This is a genomic window from Pseudomonas sp. GNP014, from assembly GCF_054344005.1.
On the sequence record NZ_JBTGUS010000001.1, the window covers coordinates 4,592,508 to 4,615,668 of the forward strand.

Annotated in this window: 13 protein-coding genes and 2 pseudogenes; 7 read left to right on the forward strand and 8 right to left on the reverse strand. The window is 60.4% G+C overall.

What is annotated here, in order from left to right; translation table 11 throughout:
• Positions 1 to 93 precede the first annotated feature (93 nt).
• The 3 genes from ACXX9E_RS20645 (at position 94) to ACXX9E_RS20655 (ending at position 2,551) form a co-directional block, all read left to right on the forward strand.
• Positions 94 to 876, forward strand: a complete 783-nt coding sequence (locus ACXX9E_RS20645) for an endonuclease/exonuclease/phosphatase family protein (protein WP_186746840.1) — start codon at positions 94 to 96, stop codon at positions 874 to 876.
• On the forward strand, positions 869 to 1,162 hold the full coding sequence (locus ACXX9E_RS20650; RefSeq protein ID WP_458556604.1) for an autotransporter outer membrane beta-barrel domain-containing protein: 294 nt from the start codon (positions 869 to 871) through the stop codon (positions 1,160 to 1,162). Before ACXX9E_RS20645 ends, ACXX9E_RS20650 begins: the two co-directional genes overlap by 8 nt.
• Positions 1,163 to 1,483: 321 nt before the next feature.
• Positions 1,484 to 2,551 carry an autotransporter domain-containing protein gene (locus ACXX9E_RS20655; RefSeq protein ID WP_458556079.1) on the forward strand — a complete coding sequence of 356 codons (1,068 nt, stop codon included), beginning with the start codon at positions 1,484 to 1,486 and terminating at the stop codon, positions 2,549 to 2,551.
• Positions 2,552 to 2,615: 64 nt separating this feature from the next.
• Here the strand turns inward: ACXX9E_RS20655 and glgB are convergent.
• From glgB to ACXX9E_RS20670, 3 genes and pseudogenes are all read right to left on the reverse strand, one after another.
• Positions 2,616 to 4,848, reverse strand: a pseudogene (glgB, locus tag ACXX9E_RS20660) (1,4-alpha-glucan branching protein GlgB).
• 2 nt (positions 4,849 to 4,850) lie between these two features.
• A pseudogene (gene treS / locus ACXX9E_RS20665) lies at positions 4,851 to 8,193 on the reverse strand (maltose alpha-D-glucosyltransferase).
• A gap of 178 nt (positions 8,194 to 8,371) precedes the next feature.
• Positions 8,372 to 10,369, reverse strand: a complete 1,998-nt coding sequence (locus tag ACXX9E_RS20670; RefSeq protein WP_267801789.1) for an alpha-1,4-glucan--maltose-1-phosphate maltosyltransferase — start codon at positions 10,367 to 10,369, stop codon at positions 8,372 to 8,374.
• A gap of 218 nt (positions 10,370 to 10,587) precedes the next feature.
• Here ACXX9E_RS20670 and ACXX9E_RS20675 point away from each other — a divergent pair, with 218 nt between their 5' ends.
• Positions 10,588 to 10,746: a hypothetical protein gene (locus ACXX9E_RS20675; protein ID WP_177490452.1), complete on the forward strand. Its 159-nt coding sequence runs from the start codon at positions 10,588 to 10,590 to the stop codon at positions 10,744 to 10,746.
• A 51-nt stretch (positions 10,747 to 10,797) separates the two neighbouring features.
• Here the strand turns inward: ACXX9E_RS20675 and ACXX9E_RS20680 are convergent, their stop codons facing one another.
• Positions 10,798 to 11,310 carry an MgtC/SapB family protein gene (locus ACXX9E_RS20680; RefSeq protein ID WP_186746830.1) on the reverse strand — a complete coding sequence of 171 codons (513 nt, stop codon included), beginning with the start codon at positions 11,308 to 11,310 and terminating at the stop codon, positions 10,798 to 10,800.
• A gap of 122 nt (positions 11,311 to 11,432) precedes the next feature.
• On the opposite strand from ACXX9E_RS20680, the gene ACXX9E_RS20685 reads away from it, so the two are divergent.
• The 3 genes from ACXX9E_RS20685 to mapR all read left to right on the forward strand — a co-directional run bounded on the left by ACXX9E_RS20685 (position 11,433) and on the right by mapR (position 15,249).
• Positions 11,433 to 11,681, forward strand: coding sequence for a DUF3203 family protein (locus tag ACXX9E_RS20685; protein WP_128614270.1), 249 nt, complete (start codon positions 11,433 to 11,435; stop codon positions 11,679 to 11,681).
• Between the two features lie 195 nt (positions 11,682 to 11,876).
• Complete coding sequence (gene ccoG, locus ACXX9E_RS20690; RefSeq protein WP_123469201.1) at positions 11,877 to 13,307, forward strand: cytochrome c oxidase accessory protein CcoG; 1,431 nt, start codon at positions 11,877 to 11,879, stop codon at positions 13,305 to 13,307.
• 532 nt (positions 13,308 to 13,839) lie between these two features.
• Positions 13,840 to 15,249 carry a GntR family transcriptional regulator MpaR gene (gene mapR, locus ACXX9E_RS20695; protein ID WP_008087199.1) on the forward strand — a complete coding sequence of 470 codons (1,410 nt, stop codon included), beginning with the start codon at positions 13,840 to 13,842 and terminating at the stop codon, positions 15,247 to 15,249.
• Between the two features lie 116 nt (positions 15,250 to 15,365).
• Here mapR and ACXX9E_RS20700 read toward each other — a convergent pair whose 3' ends face one another.
• From ACXX9E_RS20700 to ACXX9E_RS20715, 4 genes are all read right to left on the reverse strand, one after another.
• Positions 15,366 to 16,112, reverse strand: a complete 747-nt coding sequence (locus ACXX9E_RS20700) for an SDR family oxidoreductase (RefSeq protein ID WP_123469077.1) — start codon at positions 16,110 to 16,112, stop codon at positions 15,366 to 15,368.
• A gap of 183 nt (positions 16,113 to 16,295) precedes the next feature.
• A complete protein-coding gene (locus ACXX9E_RS20705) occupies positions 16,296 to 18,377 on the reverse strand; it encodes a putative bifunctional diguanylate cyclase/phosphodiesterase (RefSeq protein WP_222832812.1) in 2,082 nt (693 codons plus the stop codon).
• Positions 18,378 to 18,572: 195 nt separating this feature from the next.
• Entirely contained in the window at positions 18,573 to 20,042 is a 1,470-nt protein-coding gene (locus ACXX9E_RS20710) for an efflux transporter outer membrane subunit (protein WP_458556080.1), read from the reverse strand.
• Positions 20,039 to 23,146: an efflux RND transporter permease subunit gene (locus ACXX9E_RS20715; RefSeq protein ID WP_186746826.1), complete on the reverse strand. Its 3,108-nt coding sequence runs from the start codon at positions 23,144 to 23,146 to the stop codon at positions 20,039 to 20,041. Before ACXX9E_RS20715 ends, ACXX9E_RS20710 begins: the two co-directional genes overlap by 4 nt.
• Between the last annotated feature and the right edge of the window lie 15 nt (positions 23,147 to 23,161).

The window sequence follows — 23,161 nt, forward strand, 5'->3', positions numbered from 1 at the left end:
TGCGCCTGCAGGTGCTTGCGCGAGCAATTGGAGGAACTGCCAGCCACCCGTATCAGTCGCATGTACAGGAAGACAGAATTCAGAGGAGCGAACGTGTCCAGCGATCCCAAGCGTCATGTGGTCGACGCGCCAGTCATTCATCGCCTGCGGGTGCTCACGGTCAATACCCACAAGGGCTTCACCGCGCTGAACCGGCGCTTCATCCTCCCGGAATTACGCGAGGCGGTGCGCAGTACCTCGGCCGATCTGGTGTTTTTGCAAGAAGTGGTCGGCGAACACGAGCGGCATTCGAACCGCTACAACGAATGGCCACAAACCTCGCAATACGAATTCCTCGCCGACAGCATGTGGAGCGATTTTGCCTACGGGCGTAACGCCGTCTACCCCGATGGTCATCACGGCAATGCATTACTGTCCAAATACCCGATCCGCGAATACCGCAACCTTGATGTGTCGATCACCGGTCCCGAACGCCGTGGCCTGCTGCACTGTGTGCTGGATGTGCCGGGGCATGCCGAAGTCCATGCGATCTGCGTGCATCTGAGCCTGTTGGAAAGCCACCGCCAATTGCAGCTGCAACTGCTTTGCCAGTTGCTCGAATCGTTACCCGACGATGCACCGGTCATCATCGCCGGAGACTTCAACGACTGGCAGTTGCAGGGCAACGCCGCCCTCGCCCGGCGTGACTACCTGCATGAAGCTTTCGAACGCCATCACGGGCGCCCGGCCAAGACCTACCCGGCACGATTTCCATTGCTGCGACTGGACCGGATCTACCTGCGCAATGCCAGCAGTCACGCCCCGCAGATCCTCGGCAACAAGCCGTGGACGCACCTCTCAGATCACTTGCCGCTGGCGGTAGAAGTGCATTTGTAATGGCGCTTGCGGCAATACAACTCGTCAAGTCAGCGGTCTGCCGGTGGAACCGTATGTGCGCGCCAATCTGTGGCAGGCCTTTTCCGGCACCGACTCGGTGACATTTGGCGACAATGACGTGATCACCACCGAGCAGAAGTCCTCGACGGCGGACTTGGGCCTGGGCGTGGTGTTAACGCTCGATCGCGCCGTCAGTGTTTACGCCAGCACCGATTACAGTAGCAATATTGACAGCAATGACCTGCGCGGCGTGGTCGGCAATGTGGGTATTCGCCTCAGCTGGTAGACCTTCCGTCGGCAATTGAACCTCTCTACCCCGGGACTTTCATCGCGTTTCTCCATGCAAACAAACACTTAGTTATGTGCAGAAAAACAAACGCTTGCGACTCTCGATTTACCACTACCGCTCATCGTTCAATTTCTTGACGTACGGGCGCGACTCTCCTTATCTCTACCTTACTACCCCCGGAAACACTATCCGGGGCGACCCTCGGGCACTCGCGAAATCGAGCGGCCACGGTTCGCCCCGCTCCATTCGGTCGCCCCTCGTTCGGGGTAGGAGAGACGCCACATCGAGATATCGCATGCGCCCGCAAGGTAGACCTCCATGAAAACTTCAATCACCCCACACGAGATCAAAATCACTTTCTGCACAGTGTCGAGTTCAATCTTGCTGTGCTCATCCATGGAGGCGCAGGCCGGTCCTGCGGCGGATGAAACCACCCCTTGGTATCGCGCGGATGCGCAAGTGCTAACCCTGCCCACGACCGTGATCACCCCGAATGCGCAACGCTTCAGTCTACGGCCCGATCTGCAAGGCACGCGCCTGATCACCGAAGACCTCGCACCCTCAGCGTGGGACGAGTTGTATGGACGCAGTGCACGTCAGGCGCAAACCGATGTGCTGTCTTCGGGTTTCGCCACACCCGGCAGCGGTGATTTCAAAGGCCCGGCGGTGCTGACCCTGCAAAGCGGCAGCCATACCCAGACCATCGGTCTGATGGGTGGTTTCAACGAGATTCAGGCCAACGGCAACGGCGTGATCACCAGCCGCGCCCTGTCCGACCCGACCCGTGACACCCTCAACCTGCAAGGTCAGAGCCTCGGTGCCTATTACAGCCTGATCGGTGCACTGGGCTGGCATGTCGATCTGTCGGCCAGCGGTGGTCGGGTCAGCGGTTTCAGTCGCAATGAACAAGGCGCACGCCAGGCCACCGACGGCCACGCGATGACCTTCTCGGTGGAGGGCGGTTTTCCAATTGGCTTGAGTGAAAACTGGGTGGTCGAACCCCAGGCGCAATTGATCAATCAACGCATCACCCTCGACACGCCTTACGCCGGCTCCGGCAACGCGTCATCCACCGATCTGACCGCGTGGAGCGGCCGCGTCGGCGCACGCCTGAAAGGCAGTTACGATTTGAACGGTCTGCCGGTCGAACCCTACGTGCGCACCAACCTGTGGCACACGGTGTACACGGGCAGCACGGTGACCCTGGATCAAGTCGACAAAATCAGCAGCAGTCGCAAGTCTTCAACCGTCGAGCTGGGCCTGGGCCTGGTGGCGCGGGTGACACCGGTGGTCAGTCTGTATGTGAGCGCAGATTACAGCAGCGATGTGGATGACAATGATTTGAATGGGCTGATTGGCAGCCTTGGCGTGCGCATGCGCTGGTGATTTTCAGATCACCGAAAATGCCTGTGGGAGCACGTTTGCTCCCACAGGTTTTTCGGCGCCTGGATCAAGCCCCCGGTTTAAGAATCAGCACCGCTAGCGGCGGCAGATTCAGTTCCAGCGACAATGACTGGCCATGGCTCGGCACTTCTTCGGTAAACGCCCCGCCGCCATTGCCATAATTGGAACCGGCGTAGGTGTCGGCATCGCTGTTGAGCAATTCGCTCCAGCGCCCGGCAAACGGCACCCCCACTCGATACGACTGACGCGGCACCGGTGTGAAGTTGGCCACCACCAGCACCGGTTGACCGTCCTTGCTCCAGCGCAGCCAGGCGTAGACGCTGTTGATCGCATCGTCGCCAATCAACCACTGGAAGCCCTGCGGTGCGTCGTCCTGGTCGTGCAGCGCCGGCTCTTCGCGGTACAGACGATTGAGGTCACCCACCAGTTTCTGCACGCCCTTGTGTTCCGAATACTGCAGCAGGTACCAGTCGAGCTGCTGATCGTGGTTCCACTCGCGCCACTGGCCAAACTCGCACCCCATGAACAGCAGTTTCTTGCCCGGATGGGTCCACATGAAGCTCAGATAAGCGCGCAGGTTGGCGAATTTCTGCCAGCGGTCGCCGGGCATCTTGTCGATCAGCGAATGCTTGCCGTGCACCACTTCGTCGTGGGAGATCGGCAGGATGAAACGCTCTGACCAGGCGTAGACCAGACCGAAACTCAATTCATTGTGGTGATGGGCGCGGTACACCGGATCCTGCTGAATGTAGTGCAGCGAATCGTGCATCCAGCCCATGTTCCATTTGTAGGCGAAACCGAGCCCGCCCTGCTGGGTGCTCTGGCTGACGCCCGGCCATGCGGTGGATTCCTCGGCGATCACCAGGGCCCCCGGCGCTTCCAGATGCACCACATCGTTCAAATGCCGCAGGAAGTCGATGGCTTCCAGATTCTCCCGACCGCCATGCCGGTTCGGCACCCATTCGCCGGCCTTGCGCGAATAGTCGCGATAGAGCATCGAGGCCACGGCATCGACGCGCAGGCCATCAATGTGGAAATGCTTCAACCAGTGCAGCGCCGAAGCAAGCATGTAGCCATGCACTTCGGTGCGCCCGAGGTTGTAGATCAGCGTATCCCAATCCTGATGGAACCCCTCCAGTGGGTTGCCATACTCGTACAACGCCGTGCCGTCGAATTGCGCCAGCCCGTGAGTATCGGTGGGGAAATGCGCCGGCACCCAGTCGAGAATCACACCGATGTCGGCCTGGTGGCAGGCGTTGACGAACTCGGCGAATTGCTCCGGTGTACCGTAACGCGCACTCGGGGCGAATTGCGACAGCAACTGATAACCCCAGGAACCGCCGAACGGGTGCTCCATGATCGGCATCAGCTCGATGTGGGTAAAGCCCAGCTCCTTGACGTACGGAATCACGCGTTCAGCCAGTTCCGGCCAGGTGTACTGACGGGCCACCTCGCCCAGATCATCCAGTTCGCACTGCCACGAGCCCGCGTGCAGCTCGTAGATCGACAGCGGTGCCGAATGTTTCTGCCGCTCGCCACGGCCGTTCATCCAGTCGTGGTCCTGCCAGTCGACCTGCAGGGGCGCGGCGACTTTCGAGGCGGTGTCCGGTGGCAGGCTGGTGGCCAGCGCCATCGGATCGGCCTTGAGCGGCAGAATCCCATGGGCCCCGAGAATTTCGTATTTGTACAACTCGCCCGCTTGCAGACGCGGGATGAACAACTCCCAGACCCCGGACGGATGACGCAGACGCATCGGATGCCGGCGCCCGTCCCAGACGTTGAAATCGCCGACCACCGACACCCGCCGGGCATTCGGTGCCCACACGGCAAAGCGCACACCGTCGACGCCATCGACGGTTTTCAGTTGCGCGCCGAGGCAGGCACTGAGGTCGCGATGATTGCCCTCGGCGAACAGATACAAGTCCATTTCACCGAGCAACGGGCCAAAGCCTGTAAGGGTCCTCGGCGACCTGTTCGCCACCGGCCCAACGCGTGCGCAGCAAGTATGGCCGCGCCTGATCAAAGTGACCGACGAACAACCCCGGTGTTTCAGTCTGTTGCAACGGACCGCGCTCTTCGCCCGAGTCCTTGTCCAGCACCACCACGCTCAACGCCCCCGGTAAATAGGCGCGAATGAACTGCCCAGCGGCGCCATCGCCGTGGGGGCCAAGAATCGAAAACGGGTCGTGATGTTCCGCGCGTACCAGGGCGTCGATGTCTTTCGCCCCCGGCAGCAGTGCTTCTTTCGCTGAACCCTGTTCCTTGTTCGAGAAACTCATGACTACTCTCCACCAAGATCGGAAAAGGGTTTAAGCCCCGTCAATAACCCATACAAACCGTGCAACGGCACGGGCAGCCACGTCGGGCGATTTTCGGCTTCATAGGCCACTTCATAGGCCGCTTTCTCCAGACCGAACAACGCCAGTGCGGCATCGGCACCTTCAGGATCTTGCCAAGCATGTTCAAGACTAGCTGCCGCCTGACGATATGCCTCGACAAATGCCTCACGGGCCTCACGCAGGTACCGTTGCGCAACACGATGCCGCGCCGCTTCGGAGTCGGCGCTGTGATCGACGTTGTGCACGTTGATGGTCATCGCCGCCGCGTAATCGAAGGAACGCAGCACGCCACTGACATCCTTGTACGGACTGTGCTTGCCTCGGCGTTCGCTCAACGGCCGCGCCGGTTCGCCTTCGAAGTCGATCAGGTAGGCATCGCCCTTGATCACCAGCACCTGGCCCAAATGCAGATCGCCGTGGACGCGAATCTGCAGACCGCCGACGGCTTTTTTCGCCAGATCCTGCACGTGGCCGAGAATGGTTTTTTTCTCGTCCAGCAGCGTCTTCACCAGCGTCTGGTCCGCCGCATTGAGCTCGCCCTGATGCTGCTTGAGCAGTTTCAACGCGTGCTCGACCTGGGCAGCGATATCCTTGCCGGTCGCCTGCGCATCCTTGGCAGTTGACACCTGCGGCGCGAAGTCGGGGTTGTCGGTCGGCGCAGCGAGCACCTTGTGCATTTCGCCCAGCCGCTGACCGAGCATCCCGGCGAAATCGCGCAACTCGCCCAAGGCGTTGTAATGCTGTTCCTGCTCGGACATGGCATCGGCGAGTTCATCGCGCAGCGCCCGTTCGAGGTTGTTTTGTGTCCATTCCCAGGCGTCGCCCTGATTGCTCAGATAGCCTTGGGCGATCATCAACAGATTGTCCTCGCCCTGGGCATCGCGACGGATGACCGACCCCAGCAGTGGAGAGATATTGGCAAATCCGGCCTCGGTCAGGTAAGCGCTCATCTCCAGTTCCGGGTGTACGCCAGAAGCGACTTTGCGTATCAGCTTGAGCACCAGGCTATTGCCGATCACCACCGAACTGTTCGACTGCTCGGCCGACAGATAGCGCACTTCCGATTCGGCGCCGAGGCCGAGCGTCTCCAGCAGCGGTGTCGGCGCGAAACGGATCTCGCCCTCGGTCGATTCCAGCACAGTGTTGCTCTGCATGCCTTGCAGCACAGCGCGAATAAACGCTTCGAGGCTGAACGCATCGGTGATCAGACCGACCTGACGCACACGCCGTACACGGGCCAAAGCCAATTGCTGCGGCAACGCCGGCCCGACCTGATCCTCGGAGATAAAGCCGAACGGCAATTGATAACGGCTGGTCTGCCCGCCGCGGGTCACTTCGATTTCGCTGAGCAGTACCGGATGCTGGGCATCGCCGAAGCGCACGCCGTAAGCCAGATGCACCTTATCGACGGCTGCATCCTTGCCGGCGAACCAGCGGCGGTTTTGCAGCCAGCTCGGCAGAATGCCTTGCTCCAGCGTCGCGCGCGAAGGTGCTTCGAGCAGTTCTTCCATGCGCTTTTTCAGCACCAGCGTGGTGAAGTCCGGCAGGCTTTGCGCCGGTTCCACGTGCCAGCTCGGCATCTGGTTTTCCGCGGCCAGGGCAAACCAGTAGAAACCGTACGGCGCCAGGGTCAGCAGGAAATTCAGCTGGCCGATCGGCGGGAACGCGTTACCGCCGAGCATCTCCACCGGCACCATGCCGACGTAGGCCGACAGGTCCAGCTCCGCCGCTTGTGCGCTGCGTGAAACGTTGGCCACGCAGAGAATGATCTCGTGCTTGCCGTCGGCGTCGGTGAATTCGCGGGTATAGGCCAGAATCCGACGGTTGCTCGGCGAAAGCATTTTCAGCGTGCCACGGCCGAACGCCTTGGACTGTTTGCGCACGGCGAGCATGCGTCGCGTCCAGTTGAGCAGCGAGTGCGGATCACCGGCCTGGGTTTCGACGTTGACCGACAGATAGCCGTACTGCGGGTCCATGATCGGCGGCAGCACCAGACTGGCCGGATCGGCGCGGGAGAAGCCACCGTTGCGGTCGATCGACCATTGCATCGGCGTACGCACGCCGTCGCGGTCGCCAAGGTAAATGTTGTCGCCCATGCCGATTTCATCGCCGTAATACAGGGTCGAGCGTGCCCGGCATCGACAGCAGCAGACTGTTCAGCAGCTCGACGCGACGGCGATCACGCTCCATCAACGGCGCCAGGCGCCGGCGGATACCGAGGTTGATCCGCGCCCGGCGGTCAGCCGCGTAGTAATTCCACAGGTAATCGCGTTCCTTGTCGGTGACCATTTCCAACGTCAGTTCATCGTGATTGCGCAGGAAGATCGCCCATTGACAGTTGGCGGGAATCTCCGGGGTCTGACGCAGAATGTCGGTGATCGGGAAACGATCTTCCTGGGCTAGCGCCATGTACATGCGCGGCATCAGCGGGAAGTGAAAGGCCATGTGGCATTCGTCACCGTTGACACCTGCGGCATCGGTGTCACCGAAGTACAGCTGGGTGTCTTCCGGCCATTGGTTGGCTTCGGCCAGCAGCATGCGGTCAGGGTAATTGGCGTCGATTTCGGCGCGGATCTGCTTGAGGACGTCGTGGGTCTCGGGCAGGTTCTCGTTGTTGGTGCCGTCGCGCTCGATCAGGTACGGAATGGCGTCGAGGCGCAGGCCGTCGATGCCCATGTCCAGCCAGTAACGCATCACCGACAGCACGGCTTTCATCACTTGCGGGTTGTCGAAGTTGAGGTCCGGCTGGTGCGAATAGAAGCGGTGCCAGAAGTACTGGCCGGCGACCGGGTCCCAGGTCCAGTTGGACTTTTCGGTGTCGAGGAAAATGATGCGGGTGCCGTCGTATTTCTGGTCGTCATCCGACCATACGTAGAAGTCCCGCGCCGCCGAACCGGGCTTGGCCTTGCGCGCCCGCTGAAACCACGGGTGCTGGTCGGAGGTGTGGTTGATGACCAACTCGGTGATCACCCGCAAGCCGCGTTTGTGCGCCTCGGCGATAAAGCGTTTGGCGTCGGCCATCGTCCCGTAATCGCTGTGGACGCCACGGTATTCGGCGATGTCGTAGCCGTCGTCACGACGTGGCGAGGGATAGAAAGGCAGGAGCCAGATGGTATTGACGCCGAGTTCGGCAATGTAATCGAGCTTGGCGATCAGCCCGGGAAAGTCGCCGATGCCGTCATTGTTGGAGTCGAAAAACGATTTGACGTGTACCTGATAAATCACCGCGTCCTTGTACCAGAGCGGGTCTTTGATGAATGTGGCTGCCTTGGGTTTCTTCGCCATTTGAAACTCCTGCTGAATTCTCTGATGCCACAGGGTCACCCCTGTGGCGAGGGGATTGATCCCCGTTCGGCTGCGCAGCAGTCGTCAATTCAGACAACATGTGACAGCTGAAAAAAAGCGGGGCCGCTTCGCAGCCCAACGGGGATAAATCCCCTCGCCACACTGTTTGGCACATTGTTTAAGGGGCCGTAATCCGCCAGATACCGAACGGCTGATACCCCGGATCAATGCGCATGAACTGGTATTTACCGTGCCAGTCCCAGCGATGCCCGTTCATCAAATCTTCGCCGTGCGTAGTGGCGTCATCGGGCAGACCCATTTCCCACAACGGCAGTTCAAAATTCGCTTCCTGCACGTTGTGCGGATCGAGGCTGACCGCCACCAGAATGAAGTTGCTGCCGTCCGCGCTGCGCTTGCCGAAATACAGAATGTTGTCGTTCCACGCGTTGTAGACCTTCAGCCCCAGGTGCGTGTGCAGCGCCGGGTTCTGCCGGCGAATACGGTTGAGCTGGGCGATTTCGGCAATGATGTTGCCGGGGGCGGTGAAATCGCGGACGCGAATCTCGTACTTCTCTGAATCGAGGTATTCCTCCTTGCCCGGCACCGGTGCCGACTCGCACAGCTCATACCCGGAATACATGCCCCACAAGCCCGACCCCATCGTGGCCAGCGCCGCACGGATCAGAAACCCCGGGCGCCCCGACTCATGCAGAAACGCCGGGTTGATGTCCGGGGTATTGACGAAGAAATTCGGCCGGTAGCACTCGCGCCACGGCGATTCATTCAGTTCGGTGAAATACGTGGCCAGCTCGGCCTTGGTGTTGCGCCAGGTGAAGTAGGTGTAGCTCTGGGTGTAACCGACCTTGCCCAGGCGCGCCATCATCGCCGGCGTGGTGAACGCTTCGGCGAGAAAGATCACTTCCGGGTACAGCGCGCGCACGTCGGCAATCAGCCATTGCCAGAACGGCAATGGCTTGGTGTGCGGGTTGTCGACACGGAAGATCTTCACGCCCTCCTCGACCCAGCCAATGACAATGTCGCGCAATTCGACCCACAGGCTCGGAATCGCGTCCGGCGCATAGAAGTCGACGTTGACGATGTCCTGGTATTTCTTCGGCGGGTTTTCCGCGTATTTGATCGTGCCGTCCGGACGCCAGTTGAACCAGCCCGGATGCTGTTTGAGCCAAGGGTGATCCTGGGAACACTGGATAGCGAAGTCGAGGGCGATTTCCAGGCCATGATCGGCGGCAGCAGCGACCAGGCGGCGGAAGTCCTCACGGGTGCCGAGTTGCGAGTGAATCGCCTCGTGACCGCCCTCCTCGCTGCCGATGGCATAAGGGCTGCCCGGATCATCCGGGGCTGCCGTCAGGGAATTGTTGCGGCCCTTGCGGTGAGCGCGGCCGATCGGATGGATCGGCGTGAAGTACAGCACGTCGAAGCCCATGTCCTGAATCATCGGCAATCGTGCGTGCACATCATTAAAGGTGCCGTGGCGAGCGGGATCGTCGGTGATCGAGCGGGGAAACAGCTCGTACCAACTGGCAAACTCGGCCAGCTCGCGTTCGACGTCCACGGGGAACTCGGGACTGACGCTCAGGTAGGCGCGGTGATCGGCCTGCGCCATCAGTTGCGCACTGCGCGAGTGCAGAAACAGCGCGACCTGCTCGGTTTCGAGCAACCCGGACAATTCATGGTGCAACGCCGCCAGCTGCTCGCTGAGCTGGCCTTCGCTGCGTTCGGCGGCTTGTTGCACCATGCTCCGACCTTCCTGCAGCTCTAGGGAGACGGGCACCGCGGCGGTGTGCTTCTTCTCCAGTTCGTACTGAAAACTGGCGAAATGATCGATCCACGCTTCGATGCAATACAGATAGCGGCCCTGATGCTCGGGCCGGAACTGACCGCGCCAGCCGTTATTGCCCTGATCGGCCATGACTTCGCTTTGCCAGGTCTCCTCGCCTTCCTCGCGCCAGCGGATGCGTACCGCCAGCTTGTCGTGGCCATCGGCGAAGACCTTGCTGGTGACCACCACCTCACGACCCGCAATCGACTTCACGGCGAACTGCCCGCCATCGAGGGTCGGCATGGTGTTTTCGATAACGATGCGCGGCAACAGCAACGCCTGCGACAGCGGCATGTGCGGGTTGTAGCTCAGCTCTGAAGGTTTTTCAGCAGTCATCGAGCATCTCTCCTTAACGCCCCAAGGACGCTCTTGTGCCGGATCAGCGTGCGCGACAAAGCGCCTGCCCCGGAATGAACTCACCTAGGTTCCGAGCGACTGGCGCCGGGAAAAGTTCACAGTGATTTGCCTGTGCGAAAAAGCGGATCGTTTTCGCCGCAAGGTGGTCAATCCACTTAAGCACTTCTCACGCCATGTGCCACACGGAGGTCACCCTGATGAACATCCCGATTCCGGCCGAAACGCCTGATCCGAACATCGACAAACCCACCCTGCCGGAGACAGAACCGCAACCGGTGCCCGAGCAGGAACCGCCAGGCACCACGCCACCGGCCAAGGAAGAACCGCCGACGACGATGCCACCGGTTATCGTCTGATTCTTCCCTGCGCGCTGATATGGCTCATGTAGGAGCAGCCTTCGGCAGCTCCTACAGGTGTCTGTTCCGCTCATCGTCCTTTTCGAACACGCGGACAATTCGCGGCATCACGCTGAAGATCCCCAACGCCAGCAACGTACTGAACAGCGCCGTCGCCTCTCTGCCCAACCCGGTTGCCACACCAATGGCTGCGGTCATCCACAACCCCGCCGCCGTCGTCAGGCCTTTCACGTGGCCTTCATCACCTTCGCGGTTTTTCAGGATGGTGCCGGCACCGAGAAAACCGATCCCGGCAATCACCCCTTGCAGCACTCGACTCATCGCGTCAGATTCAGCGCCGGACGTCTGCGGCACCAGCACGAACAGCGCCGCACCGAGCGCCACCAGCATGTGCGTGCGCACTCCGGCAGCCTTGCCCTTGTGTTCGCGCTCGAAACCGAGGATGCCCCCAAGAATCGCTGCCATCAGCAGGCGCACGGTGATCCGCGTCAACTGCGACGCATCACCGATGTCGGCGAATTCCGCCTGCAGGGTTTCCCACACTTCATGCCACCACGCGTTCATAGGGAGTCCTTGTTATTGGCTGATAAACGATGGACAGCGGCGACCATTAATCAGTTGCGCAGAACGATCGGCGAAGCCTGTGCCCTAACCTTTCAGACCCCCCTGAAAAAAGGACTGCCCTCATGCCCCTTCGAGTCGATGAATCCAATCCCGAACAAAAAGTGTGTTTTTTCACGGTCGAGAATGGCGAAGAAATCCGCATTTGCGACACCCTGGAAGTCCGCACAGACAGCGACAAAGCCATGTCGTTCGTGGAAATAGAGGGCCGGCGCGTGTACATCACCGAAGCAGAAGCCGACGAATTGACCGTTGCAGGCGCCAGAGACGGTCGCAAGCACTTGAAGGCTGATGAGAGTGGTTCGGTGATTTGACTGACCTTGATCAACACCTCGCGCAAACGTCTGATATAGGCGTTTGCGCCTTTGTTTGCGGGCTGCTTCAAGTTGTCGCAGGCGTTGCACAGAATCTCATCTGATCCGCTTTTTATTGAAATACCTGAGTCTGTTATGCAAACAGATCGACGCTCATAGTGCGCTGGCCTGATGGAGGCTGATGAGCGAATGACCATGAGCGAACAAATTCCCGTCCGAACCGTAGAAGCAAGCCCCACTATAAAAAATGTACCGGGTCGCCCGATGAAGGCGAAGGCCGGCTCCACTGACAAGCAGATTCACACCCGCAGCTTCACTGGCCTGTTCCGCACGTTGCGCATGAGCGGCGCGGGGTTTCTGTTTCTGCTGTTCTTCGGCACCGTGTGGCTGAACTGGGGCGGTCGTCAGGCCGTGCTCTGGGATCTTTCCGAAAGCAAATTCCATATCTTCGGCGCGACCTTCTGGCCGCAGGATTTCATCCTGCTCTCGGCGTTGCTGATCATTGCCGCGTTCGGTCTGTTCGCCATCACCGTGTTCGCCGGGCGGGTCTGGTGCGGTTACACCTGCCCACAGAGTTCGTGGACATGGATTTTCATGTGGTGCGAGAAAATCACCGAAGGCGAACGCAACCAGCGGATCAAGCTGCAAGCGGCGCCGTGGAGCCTGAACAAACTGGCCCGACGCGCCGCCAAGCACACGTTGTGGCTGGCGATCAGCGTGATGACCGGACTGACCTTTGTCGGCTACTTCACCCCGATCCGGCCGCTGGCCGAAGAACTGCTGACCTTGCACATCGGTGGCGTCAGCCTGTTCTGGGTGCTTTTCTTCACCGCTGCCACCTACATCAATGCCGGCTGGCTGCGGGAAGCGGTGTGCATGCACATGTGCCCGTATGCGCGGTTCCAGAGCGTGATGTTCGACAAGGACACCCTGGCAATTTCGTACGACGTGGCCCGTGGCGAAAACCGTGGCCCGCGCAAACGCGAGGTGAAACCCGCCGAGGCCGGCCTCGGTGACTGCATCGACTGCCAGTTGTGCGTGCAGGTTTGCCCGACCGGTATCGACATCCGCGATGGCCTGCAGATGGAGTGCATCGGTTGCGCGGCGTGCATCGACGCCTGCGATTCGATCATGGACAAAATGAACTACCCGCGCGGTTTGATCCGCTACAGTTCCGAACGGGAATTGCAGGGGGGCAAGACCCATTTGCTGCGTCCGCGTCTGATCGGCTATGTCGCGGTGCTGCTGGTGATGATCGGCGCGCTGGCCATGGCGCTGGTCGAACGGCCGATGGTGTCGCTGGACGTGACCAAGGATCGCGGGCTGTTCCGTGAGAACGGCCAGGGTCAGATCGAAAACATCTACACCCTCAAGGTCATCAACAAGACCCAGCAACGCCAGGCCTACAACCTGAGCCTGGTCGATGGCGACGGTTTCCAGTTGCAAGGCAAGACCGAACTGAGCCTGGCGCCGGGTGAGATTGTCGATGTGCCGGTGTCGGTGGCGATGACCACGGAGCGTCCGGCCAGCAGTTCACAGACCTTGAGTTTCAAGATTGCCGACAGCGATGAGCCCGAGATTTATAGCGTGGCGAAAAGCAGGTTTGTGGCGCCGATGAATCGTTGAGCCGTTAGAATCCTTTCCCCTCACCCCAGCCCTCTCCCGGAGGGAGAGGGAGCCGACCGAGGTGTCTGTCGCTATACATCGACCTGACAGACCAAGTCGATTATGGATTCAGCAAAGCACTTTCAGACCGAGTCGATTGTGGATTCAGCAAAGCACTTTCAGACCGAGTCGATTATGGATTCAGCAAAGCACTTTCAGGCTGAGTCGATTGTGGATTCAGCAAAGCACTTTTCAGGCTGAGTCGATTGTGGATTCAGCAAAGCACTTTTCAGGCTGAGTCGATTATGGATTCAGCAAAGCACTTTCAGGCTGAGTCGATTATGGATTCAGCAAAGCACTTTTCAGGCTGAGTCGATTATGGATTCAGCAAAGCACTTTCAGGGTGAGTCGATTGTGGATTCAGCAAAGCACTTTCAGGTCGGTGTAGTTCGCAAGCATCCCCCAATCAGTCCCCTCTCCCTCTGGGAGAGGGTTAGGGTGAGGGGCAGTTCTCCTGACACACCTCATCATCAACCAGCACCAAGGCTCCTCGATGAAACGCTACGAAAAATTCGCCGACGACATCGCTGAACTGATTCGCTCCGGCGTCCTTGGCCCCGGCCAGCGGGTGCCGTCGGTGCGCTACGCGAGCCAGACCTACGGGGTCAGCCCATCCACGGTGTTCCAGGCTTATTACCTGCTGGAACGCCGCGGCCTGATCCGCGCCCGGCCGCGTTCCGGCTACTTCGTCAACACCCATGCGCCGAGTCCGTTCTCGGAGCCGGTGATCAGCAGCCATGTCAACGACTCCACCGAAGTCGACGTCAGCGAACTGGTGTTCTCGGTGCTCGAATCGATCAAGGACCCAAGCACCGTGCCCTTCGGCTCGGCGTTCCCCAGCCCGACGCTGTTCCCGCTGCAACGCCTGTCGCGGTCACTGGCCAGCGCCGCCCGGGAAATGGACCCGCGCATGGTGGTCACCGACATGTCGCCGGGCAACCCGCAACTGCGCCGGCAGATCGCCCTGCGCTACATGGTCGGCGGACTGATGCTGCCGATGGAAGAACTGCTGATAACCAACGGCGCCCTGGAAGCGCTGAACCTGTGCCTGCAAGCGGTGACCGAGCCGGGCGACCTGGTCGCCATCGAGGCCCCGGCGTTTTATGCCAGCCTGCAAGTGCTGGAGCGGCTGAAACTCAAAGCGGTGGAAATTCCCGTGCACCCACGCGACGGTATCGACCTCGGCGTGCTTGCACAGACGCTGGAGCGACATCCGATCAAGGCCTGCTGGTGCATGACCAGTTTCCAGAACCCGATGGGGGCAACCATGCCCGAGGCGAAGAAACAGGAACTGGTGGAACTGCTGCGCCGGCATCAGGTGCCGCTGATCGAGGATGACGTGTACGCCGAACTCTATTACGGCCAGCAGGCGCCGAAACCGGCCAAGGCCTTCGACACCGAAGGGCTGGTGATGCACTGCGGCTCGTTCGCCAAGAGCCTGGCCCCCGGCTACCGCATCGGCTGGGTCGCTGCCGGGCGCTACGCGCAGAAAATCGAACGGCTGAAACTGATGACCTCGCTCTGTGCCTCGATGCCGGCACAGGCGGCGATTGCCGACTATCTGCAACATGGCGGCTATGACCGCCACTTGCGCAAGCTGCGCTACGCACTGGAAGAACAGCAGAGCGCGATGCTCGCGGCCATTGCTCGCTATTTCCCGGCACAAACCCGGGTCAGCCAACCGGCGGGCGGCTACTTTTTGTGGCTGGAATTGCCACCGCAGATGGATTCGCTGAAGTTGTTCCAGATGGCGTTGGCGCAAGGCATCAGCATTGCGCCGGGGCCGATATTCTCGCCGACGCAGCGCTTTCGCAACTGCATCCGATTGAATTACGGCAGCCCGTGGACCGAGGACTCGGAGAAGGCGATGGAGACGCTGGGGCGGATTGTGCGGTCGTTCTGACAGTTCTGTGTTGTTTGAACTATCGCTATCGCGAGCAGGCTCACCCCTACATTTGAAATGCGTTCACCTGTAGGAGTGAGCCTGCTCGCGAGGGGGCCTGTGCAGACACCGTTGAATTAACGGCCGCCACCCAGATCAACAAACGTCCCGGTCGCGTACGAAGCCTTGTCCGACAACAACCAGACAATCGCCTCCGCCACCTCATCCGGCCGCCCGCCCCGGGCCATCGGAATCGCTGACTCCAGCTTGCTGACCCGATCCGGATCGCCACTCAGCGCATGGAAATCGGTGTAGATGTAACCCGGACGCACAGCGTTGACCCGAATCCCCTCGCCCGCCACTTCCTTGGACAGACCGATGGTGAAAGAGTCGAGCGCACCTTTGGACGCCGCGTAATCGACGTATTCGTTCGGCGAACCCAGGCGTGCAGCCACGGATGACACGTTGACAATGCTGCCGCCCTGCCCGCCATGCTTGGGCGACATGCGCAGGATCGCGTGCTTGGCGCAGAGGATCGGCGCCAGGACGTTGGTCTTCATGATTTTCAGAATGCGGAATTCGGACATTTCATCGACGCGCGATTTATGCCCGACGGTGCCGGCGTTGTTCACCAGCGCGGTGACCCGGCCCAGTTCGGTATCGACCCGGTGAAACAGCGCAATCACCTCGTCTTCGATACTGACATCGGCGCGCACCGCAATAGCCTGCGCACCCAGCGCGCGGACTTGTTCCAGTACGCTTTGTGCGGCCTGCTCGTCTGACTGATAGTTGATGCAGATCCGATAGCCCTGTTCGGCGGCCAGCAGCGCCGTGGCTGCACCGATGCCGCGTCCGCCGCCGGTGATCACAATGACTTTATCCATGCAGACCTTCCCCCCAATGCACACGTAACAGTCGGGGGGAAGAATAACCGCCATTGGCGGGTTTTGCATGGGCTCTGTCAAAGGCTCGGCCGGTACCGCGACTTTCGCAGTTGTATTGCATTTGTGGCGAGGAAGCTTGCTCTCTCGCCACAGTGTTTGTCTTGAACAACGCTCAGCGTGACGTCAGAGCGCCGCCAGCTTCTCCGCGCTCACGATGCTCTGCATGAACTTCTCTGCCGGCATCGGATGCCCCAGTAGATACCCCTGCAACGAATCACACCCCAACTGCGTGAGGAAATCCTGCTGCACGCCGGTCTCCACGCCCTCGGCGACGATCCGCAAGCCCAGCGCCTGACCCAGCGCGACAATGGCCGAGACAATCGCGGCATCGTCACTGTCATGCTCCAGATCCCGCACAAACCCCCGATCAATCTTCAACTCGTTGGCCGGCAGGCGTTTGAGGTACATCAGGCTTGAATAACCGGTACCGAAGTCGTCGATCGACAGGTCCACGCCCATGTCGGACAACTCTTGCAGCACGGTCATGCTTGCGTCGGCGTCGCTCATCGCCGTGGTTTCGGTGATTTCCAGGGTCAGGCTGTTGGCCGGCAAATGGTGGGTAGCCAGGGCCTTGGCCACGCTCTGCACCAACCCGGCGTGACAGAACTGCAATGCCGACAGGTTCACCGCGATGCGCCAGTCGGTGTAGCCCAGCACGTACCATTCGCGCATCTGCCGGCAGGCTTCATTGAGCACCCACTCACCGATGGCGATGATCACCCCGGTTTTCTCGGCCAGATCAATGAACTTGTCCGGCATCAACATGCCGTGCAACGGATGCTGCCAGCGCAACAGCGCTTCGGCGCCGACCGGATGACCATTGGCGGCGTCGAACTTCGGCTGGTAATACAGGCTGAACTGGTTGTGTTCGAGTGCCGCACGCAGGTCCTGCAACAATTGCAGCTGTTTGCGCGCGTTGCTGTTCATCGACGCATCGAAAAAGCTGTAGCCGTTTTTGCCGCCGCCCTTGGCGTGATACATCGCCGCGTCAGCGTTCATCAGCAGTTCCTGGGCGTTCTGACCATTGCCCGGGTACAGCGCAATACCGACGCTGGCAGAAATCTGCAGATCATGCTCGGCGACGCGGAACGACTGCCCGATCAGGCCGACCTGTCGCGCCGCCAGACTCAAGGCATCATTGGGCTCGCTCAGGCGCACCAGCAGCACGAATTCATCGCCGCCAATGCGCGCCAACGTGTCCTGGCTGCGCAAATCCTCACGCAGACGCAAGCCCACTTCGCGCAGCAACTGATCGCCCATGTGATGGCCAAAGGCATCGTTGACCGGTTTGAAACCGTCCAGGTCAATAAACATCAAGGCAAAGCAACCGCCCTGCTCATGGACTTTCTTGATCGCCTGGTTGATCCGGTCATCCAGCAGCATGCGGTTCGGCAGGCCGGTCAGGGTGTCGTGCAGGGCCAGTTGCGTCAGTTCGCGATTGGCCACGGTCAACGAGTGCGCCAGATCGGCGGTGCGCGCTTCAAGGCGAGCGTCGAGAATCGACGTCAGCAAGGCAATCGACAGCACCGCCAGCGTGGTGATCAGTACCAGGCTGTCAACGCCATTGCCTTTGAGGCCATTGAGCGTTGCGCCACAGAAACTGCCTTCGGGAAACTGCGCTGCTGCCATGCCGGTGTAATGCATGCCGACGATGGCGATGCCCATGATCACCGCTGCCCCGGCGCGAATCAGGCGCACATAGGGCGAATGCTGACGCAGCCGGAAAGCGATCCACAGCGCGACGGCACTTGCACCGACGGCAATCAACAGCGATGCGCCGAAGAGCGTCGGATCGTAGTCGATCCCCGGTGTCATGCGCATTGCCGCCATGCCGGTGTAGTGCATGGCACTGATACCGGCGCCCATGGTCAGTGCACCGAAGATCAGTTGCAGCACCGGCAGCTTGGGCTGACTGACCAGCCACAGGGCAAAACCACAGGACAGCACCGCAATCAACAGCGAAAGCGCGGTGATCCCGATGTCGTAGCCCAGGTCGATCGGTAATTTGAAGGCGAGCATGCCGATAAAGTGCATCGACCAGACGCCAACGCCCATGGCCAACGCACCACCTGCCGTCCAGAAATGCACGGCTCGGCCCCTTGAGGTGGCAATGCGCCCGGTCAGGTCGAGCGCGGTGTATGAGGCAAGAATCGCCACGCACAAAGAAATGAAAACCAGGGTGTAGGAATAACTACCGATGAGCATGGAAATTCTCGTAGCCAGCCTGACGGTATAGCGTCCTTTCTCGGCCGGGCAAAAGCGGCGATTGTACTGATTGCGCTGAAGAACGCACTGACAAAGTGAGCAAATTGCCATCAACCCGATGAAACGCTTGTTTGATCGTCCGCCAGGGCGAGGGCCGGCCTATAGAAGGAGGTTGAAAATACATTCCCCTGCAGGTCAGCGGGAGTCGGAGACATCAAGTTGGCCATCCCAGCCCCCGCCCAGTGCGGCAATCAATTGCACGCTGGCGATCAGGCGGTTCTGCAGGATGGTCAACACGCTGCGCTCGTTGCTCAATGCAGTGGCTTGCACCACCACCACGTCGATGTAGGCAATCAGCCCGGCCTTGTACTGGTTTTCAGTCAGGCGCAAGGAATCACGGGCCGCGTCCAGCGCCTCCTGACGCACCGCCGCTTCGTCTTCGTACACCTTCAGCTGCACCAGATAGTTTTCCACTTCACGGAAACCGTCGAGCACGGTCTGACGATACTTGGCCACGGTCTGGTCATACACCGCTTCCGTGCGGTCGACTTCCGCCGAACGGATGCCACCGTCGAACAGCGGCAACGTCAATTTCGGTCCCACCGACCAGAAGCGGTTTGGCAGACTGATCAGGTCTTTGGAGGTGCTGCTGCTGTAACCACCACTCAGGCTCAGGGACAGGTCCGGGTAATACGCAGCCTTTGCCACGCCGATATTGGCGTTGGCCGCGATCACCGAGCGCTCGGCCGAGGCAATGTCCGGGCGGCGCTCCAGCAATTGCGACGGCAGGCTCAACGGCACCTGCGGCAGGTTCGGAATGGTCTGGGTTTCGGCAATCTTGAATTCCGCTGGCGCCTGCCCGGTCAGCACGGCGATCGCATTCTCGAATTGCGCCCGCTGCCAGATCAGATCGACCAGATCGGCCTGGGTGCTTTTCAGCTGGGTTTGCGCCTGCGCGACCGCGTCACGTCCGGAAACGCCGGCGCGGTATTGGTTCTGGGTCATTTTCAGCGAGCGTTCGTAGGCGGCAACGGTGGCCTCGAGCAAGCGCTTCTGCTGATCGATCACGCGCAATTGCAGGTAGTTCTGCACCAGTTCCGATTGCTGGCTCAGGCGCATGGCCGCCAGATCGGCAAAACTCGCCTGGGCGCTGGCCTTGTCGGCCTCGAGTCCACGGCGCAACTTGCCCCAGACGTCAGCCTCCCAGCTCACCCCCAACTGCGCGTTGTAGGTGTCACGAATACCGCTGGACGAACTGCTCAGGCTCGAACTGCTGCTGCCGGTGCCCTGACTGGAACGGGTTTTACCCAGACTCAGGTCGACACTCGGATAAAACGCCCCACGTGCACTGCGCACCAGTGCCTGCGCCTGACGAAATTGCGCTTCGGATTGAGCAACCGTCTGGTTGGAACTGTTGAGTTGCTCGATCAGGCCGTTGAGCTGTTGATCGCCATACAGTTCCCACCACGCGCCCCGCGCAAGCGAGTCGCTGGGATTGGCCTGACGCCAGCCCTCGGCCTCCTTGTACTGGGCGATTTCAGCGGTCTGCGGACGCTGGTAATCAGGGCCGACAGCGCAGGCACTGAGCATCGCCACGCACAGCGACAGACTCAACAGGCGCGAACCGCGAACAGTGGCCAGATGGATAAGCGAACGGTCAGTCATAGCGGAGTTTCCAGAGCGGCGTCAGTACGCACGCCACGCCATTGGTTGAAGCGATGGCGCAGCTTGTCGAGATAGAGGTAAACCACAGGCGTGGTGTAAAGCGTCAGCACCTGGCTGAAAATCAGCCCGCCAATAATCGTCAGGCCCAGCGGCTGGCGCATTTCCGCGCCTTCCGCGCGGCTGAGCAGCAATGGCAAGGCCCCGAGAATCGCCGCCAGTGTGGTCATCAGGATCGGCCGCAAGCGTTGCAGACAGGCACTGCGAATAGATTCCAGCGGCGTCATGCCCTGATGACGTTCCAGTTGCAGCGCAAGGTCGATCATCAGGATCGCGTTCTTCTTCACCACGCCGATCAGCAGGAACAGGCCGAGCAAGGAGATCAGGCTGAACTCGCCGCCCAACGCATAGATCGACAGCAACGCACCGACCCCGGCCGAGGGCAGCGTCGACAGAATCGTCAGCGGGTGGATATAGCTTTCATACAGCACACCCAGCACCAGATACACCGCCAGTAGCGCCCCCAGAATCATGAAGGGCTGGCTTTTCTGGGTGGCGGCGAAGGCGTCGGCGGTACCGGCCATTTTTGCAATCACGTCTTCCGGCAGACCGAGCTTGGCAATCGCCCGCTCGATGGCGGCGCTGCCCTGCTCCACCGTCACGCCTTCGGCCATGTCGAAGGAAATGTCCTCGGAGGCGAACTGGCCTTCGTGGCTGACCCGGTCGTCTTCCAGACTGCTTTCATAATGGGCGAACGTTGACAGCGGAACCCGCGCGCCGTCGGCGGTGATCACCTGCACCTGCTTGAGGGTAACCGGGTCCTGAGCGTATTTCGGGTCGACCTCCATCACCACTTGATACTGGTTGAGGCTGTCATAGATCGTGGAAATCTGCCGCTGGCTGTAGGCGTTGTTCAACACCGCCGTGACCATGTTCATGTCCACCCCGAGGCGCTTGGCCTGATCGCGGTCGACGATCAGTGTCACCTGCTGCGCCCCACGGCCTTCACGGGCATCAATGGCCGTGAGTTCAGGTAACGCCCGCAGCGCCGTGACCACTTTCGGATACCACTCGCGCAACTCGCCCAGATCACCACTTTGCAGGATGTAACTGTATTGCGACGTGGTCTGTTCGCGACCACCGCCAAACTGCAGGTCCTGGTCGGCCATCAGCATCAGTTGCGCGCCGGGCACCTTGGGCATTTCCTTGCGCAGGCGTTCGATGACCTTCTGGGCCGACAGGTTGCGCTCCTTGATTGGTTTCAGGCGGACCAGCATGAACGCATTGTTGGTGCCGTTGGTGCCACCGATGAAACCGGCGACGCTTTCCACCGCATCGTCCTTGAGCACGGCGCGGCGGAAAATTTCCATTTTCGGCTGCATCACGCTGAACGACAGGCCATCGTCGCCGCGCACGAAACCGATCAACTGGCCGGTGTCCTGCTGTGGCATGAAGGTTTTCGGCACCACCACATACAACGCGACGTTGACCCCGACGGTGATCAACAGGCTGAGCAAGGTCAGGCGCCGATGGCGCAGCACCCAGTCAAGGCTGGTGGCGTATTTGCCGACCATCCAGTCGTTGGTGCGCCGGCTCCAGCGTTGCAGACGGTTTTCCTGGCCCGGTGTGTGCGGCTTGAGCCAGCGGGCACAGAGCATCGGGGTCAGGGTCAGCGAGACCACCAGCGACACCACGATGGCCGCTGCCAACGTGATGGAGAATTCACGAAACAGGCTTTCGACAATGCCGCCCATAAACAGGATCGACAGGAACACCGCCACCAGTGACACGTTCATCGACAGCAAGGTGAAACCGACTTCCTTGGCCCCGAGATAAGCGGCCTGCAGCGGTTTGACGCCTTCGTCGATGTGCCGGGAAATGTTCTCCAGCACCACGATGGCATCGTCCACCACCAGACCGGTGGCGAGAATCAGCGCCATCAGCGACAGGTTGTTCAGCGAAAACCCGTAGAGGTACATCACCGCAAAGGTGCCGACCAGCGACACCGGCACCGCCAATGTCGGAATCAGCGAGGCGCGGAAGTTACCGAGGAACAGGAACACCACCAGAATCACCAGCGCTACAGCAATCAACAGGGTCATTTCCGCTTCATGCAGAGTAGCCTTGATCACCGGCGAGCGGTCCATTGCCAGGTTCAGCTTCACGCTGGCCGGCAGCACCGCCTGCAACGCGGGCAACTGCGCCTTGATCTCGTTGACCGTCTCGATGATGTTGGCGCCAGCCTGACGGTTGATCACCAGCAACACGGCGGCGTCATCGTTGAAGAAACCACTGTTGTAGCGGTCTTCAACGCCGTCGCTGACCTTGGCCACATCCTTGAGGCGCAGCGCGGCGCCGTCGGCGTAGTGGATGATCAGCGACTCGTAATCCTTGGCTTTCTCCAATTGATCGTTAGCCTGGATCTGCCACAGGCGCTGGCCGTCCTCGACCGAGCCCTTGGGTCGACGCACATTGGCTTCGGCAATGGTCTTGCGTACATCGTCGAGCGCCACGCCGTACTGGTTCAGCGCCTGCGGTTCGAGTTCGACACGCACCGCCGGCAACGAACTGCCGCCGATCTGCACTTCACCCACGCCCTGCACCTGGGACAGGCTCTGGGACAGGATGGTCGAGGCAAGATCGTAGAGCTGGCCTTTTTCCAGGACATCGGAGGTCAGCGACAGCACCATGATCGGTGCCTGCGACGGGTTGACCTTTTTGTAGGTCGGCATGCTGCGCATCCCGCTCGGCAGCAAGTTGCGCGAAGCGTTGATCGCGGCCTGTACTTCACGGGCCGCACCGTTGATGTCGCGGTCGAGGTCGAATTGCAGAATGACCCGGGTCGAGCCCTGGCTGGAGCGGCTGCTCATGGTGTTGACGCCGGCAATGGCGCCGAACGAACGCTCCAGTGGCGTGGCCACCGTCGAGGCCATGACTTCCGGGCTGGCGCCGGGCAGGCTCGCCTGCACCACGATCACCGGGAAATCCATTTGCGGCAGCGGCGCCACCGGCAGCAGACCGAAGCTCACGCCGCCTAGCAGCATGATCGCCAGGCTCAGTAGCATGGTCGCGACCGGGCGCTTGATGAAAGGACCAGAAAGATTCATGGCTCAGAGCTCCAA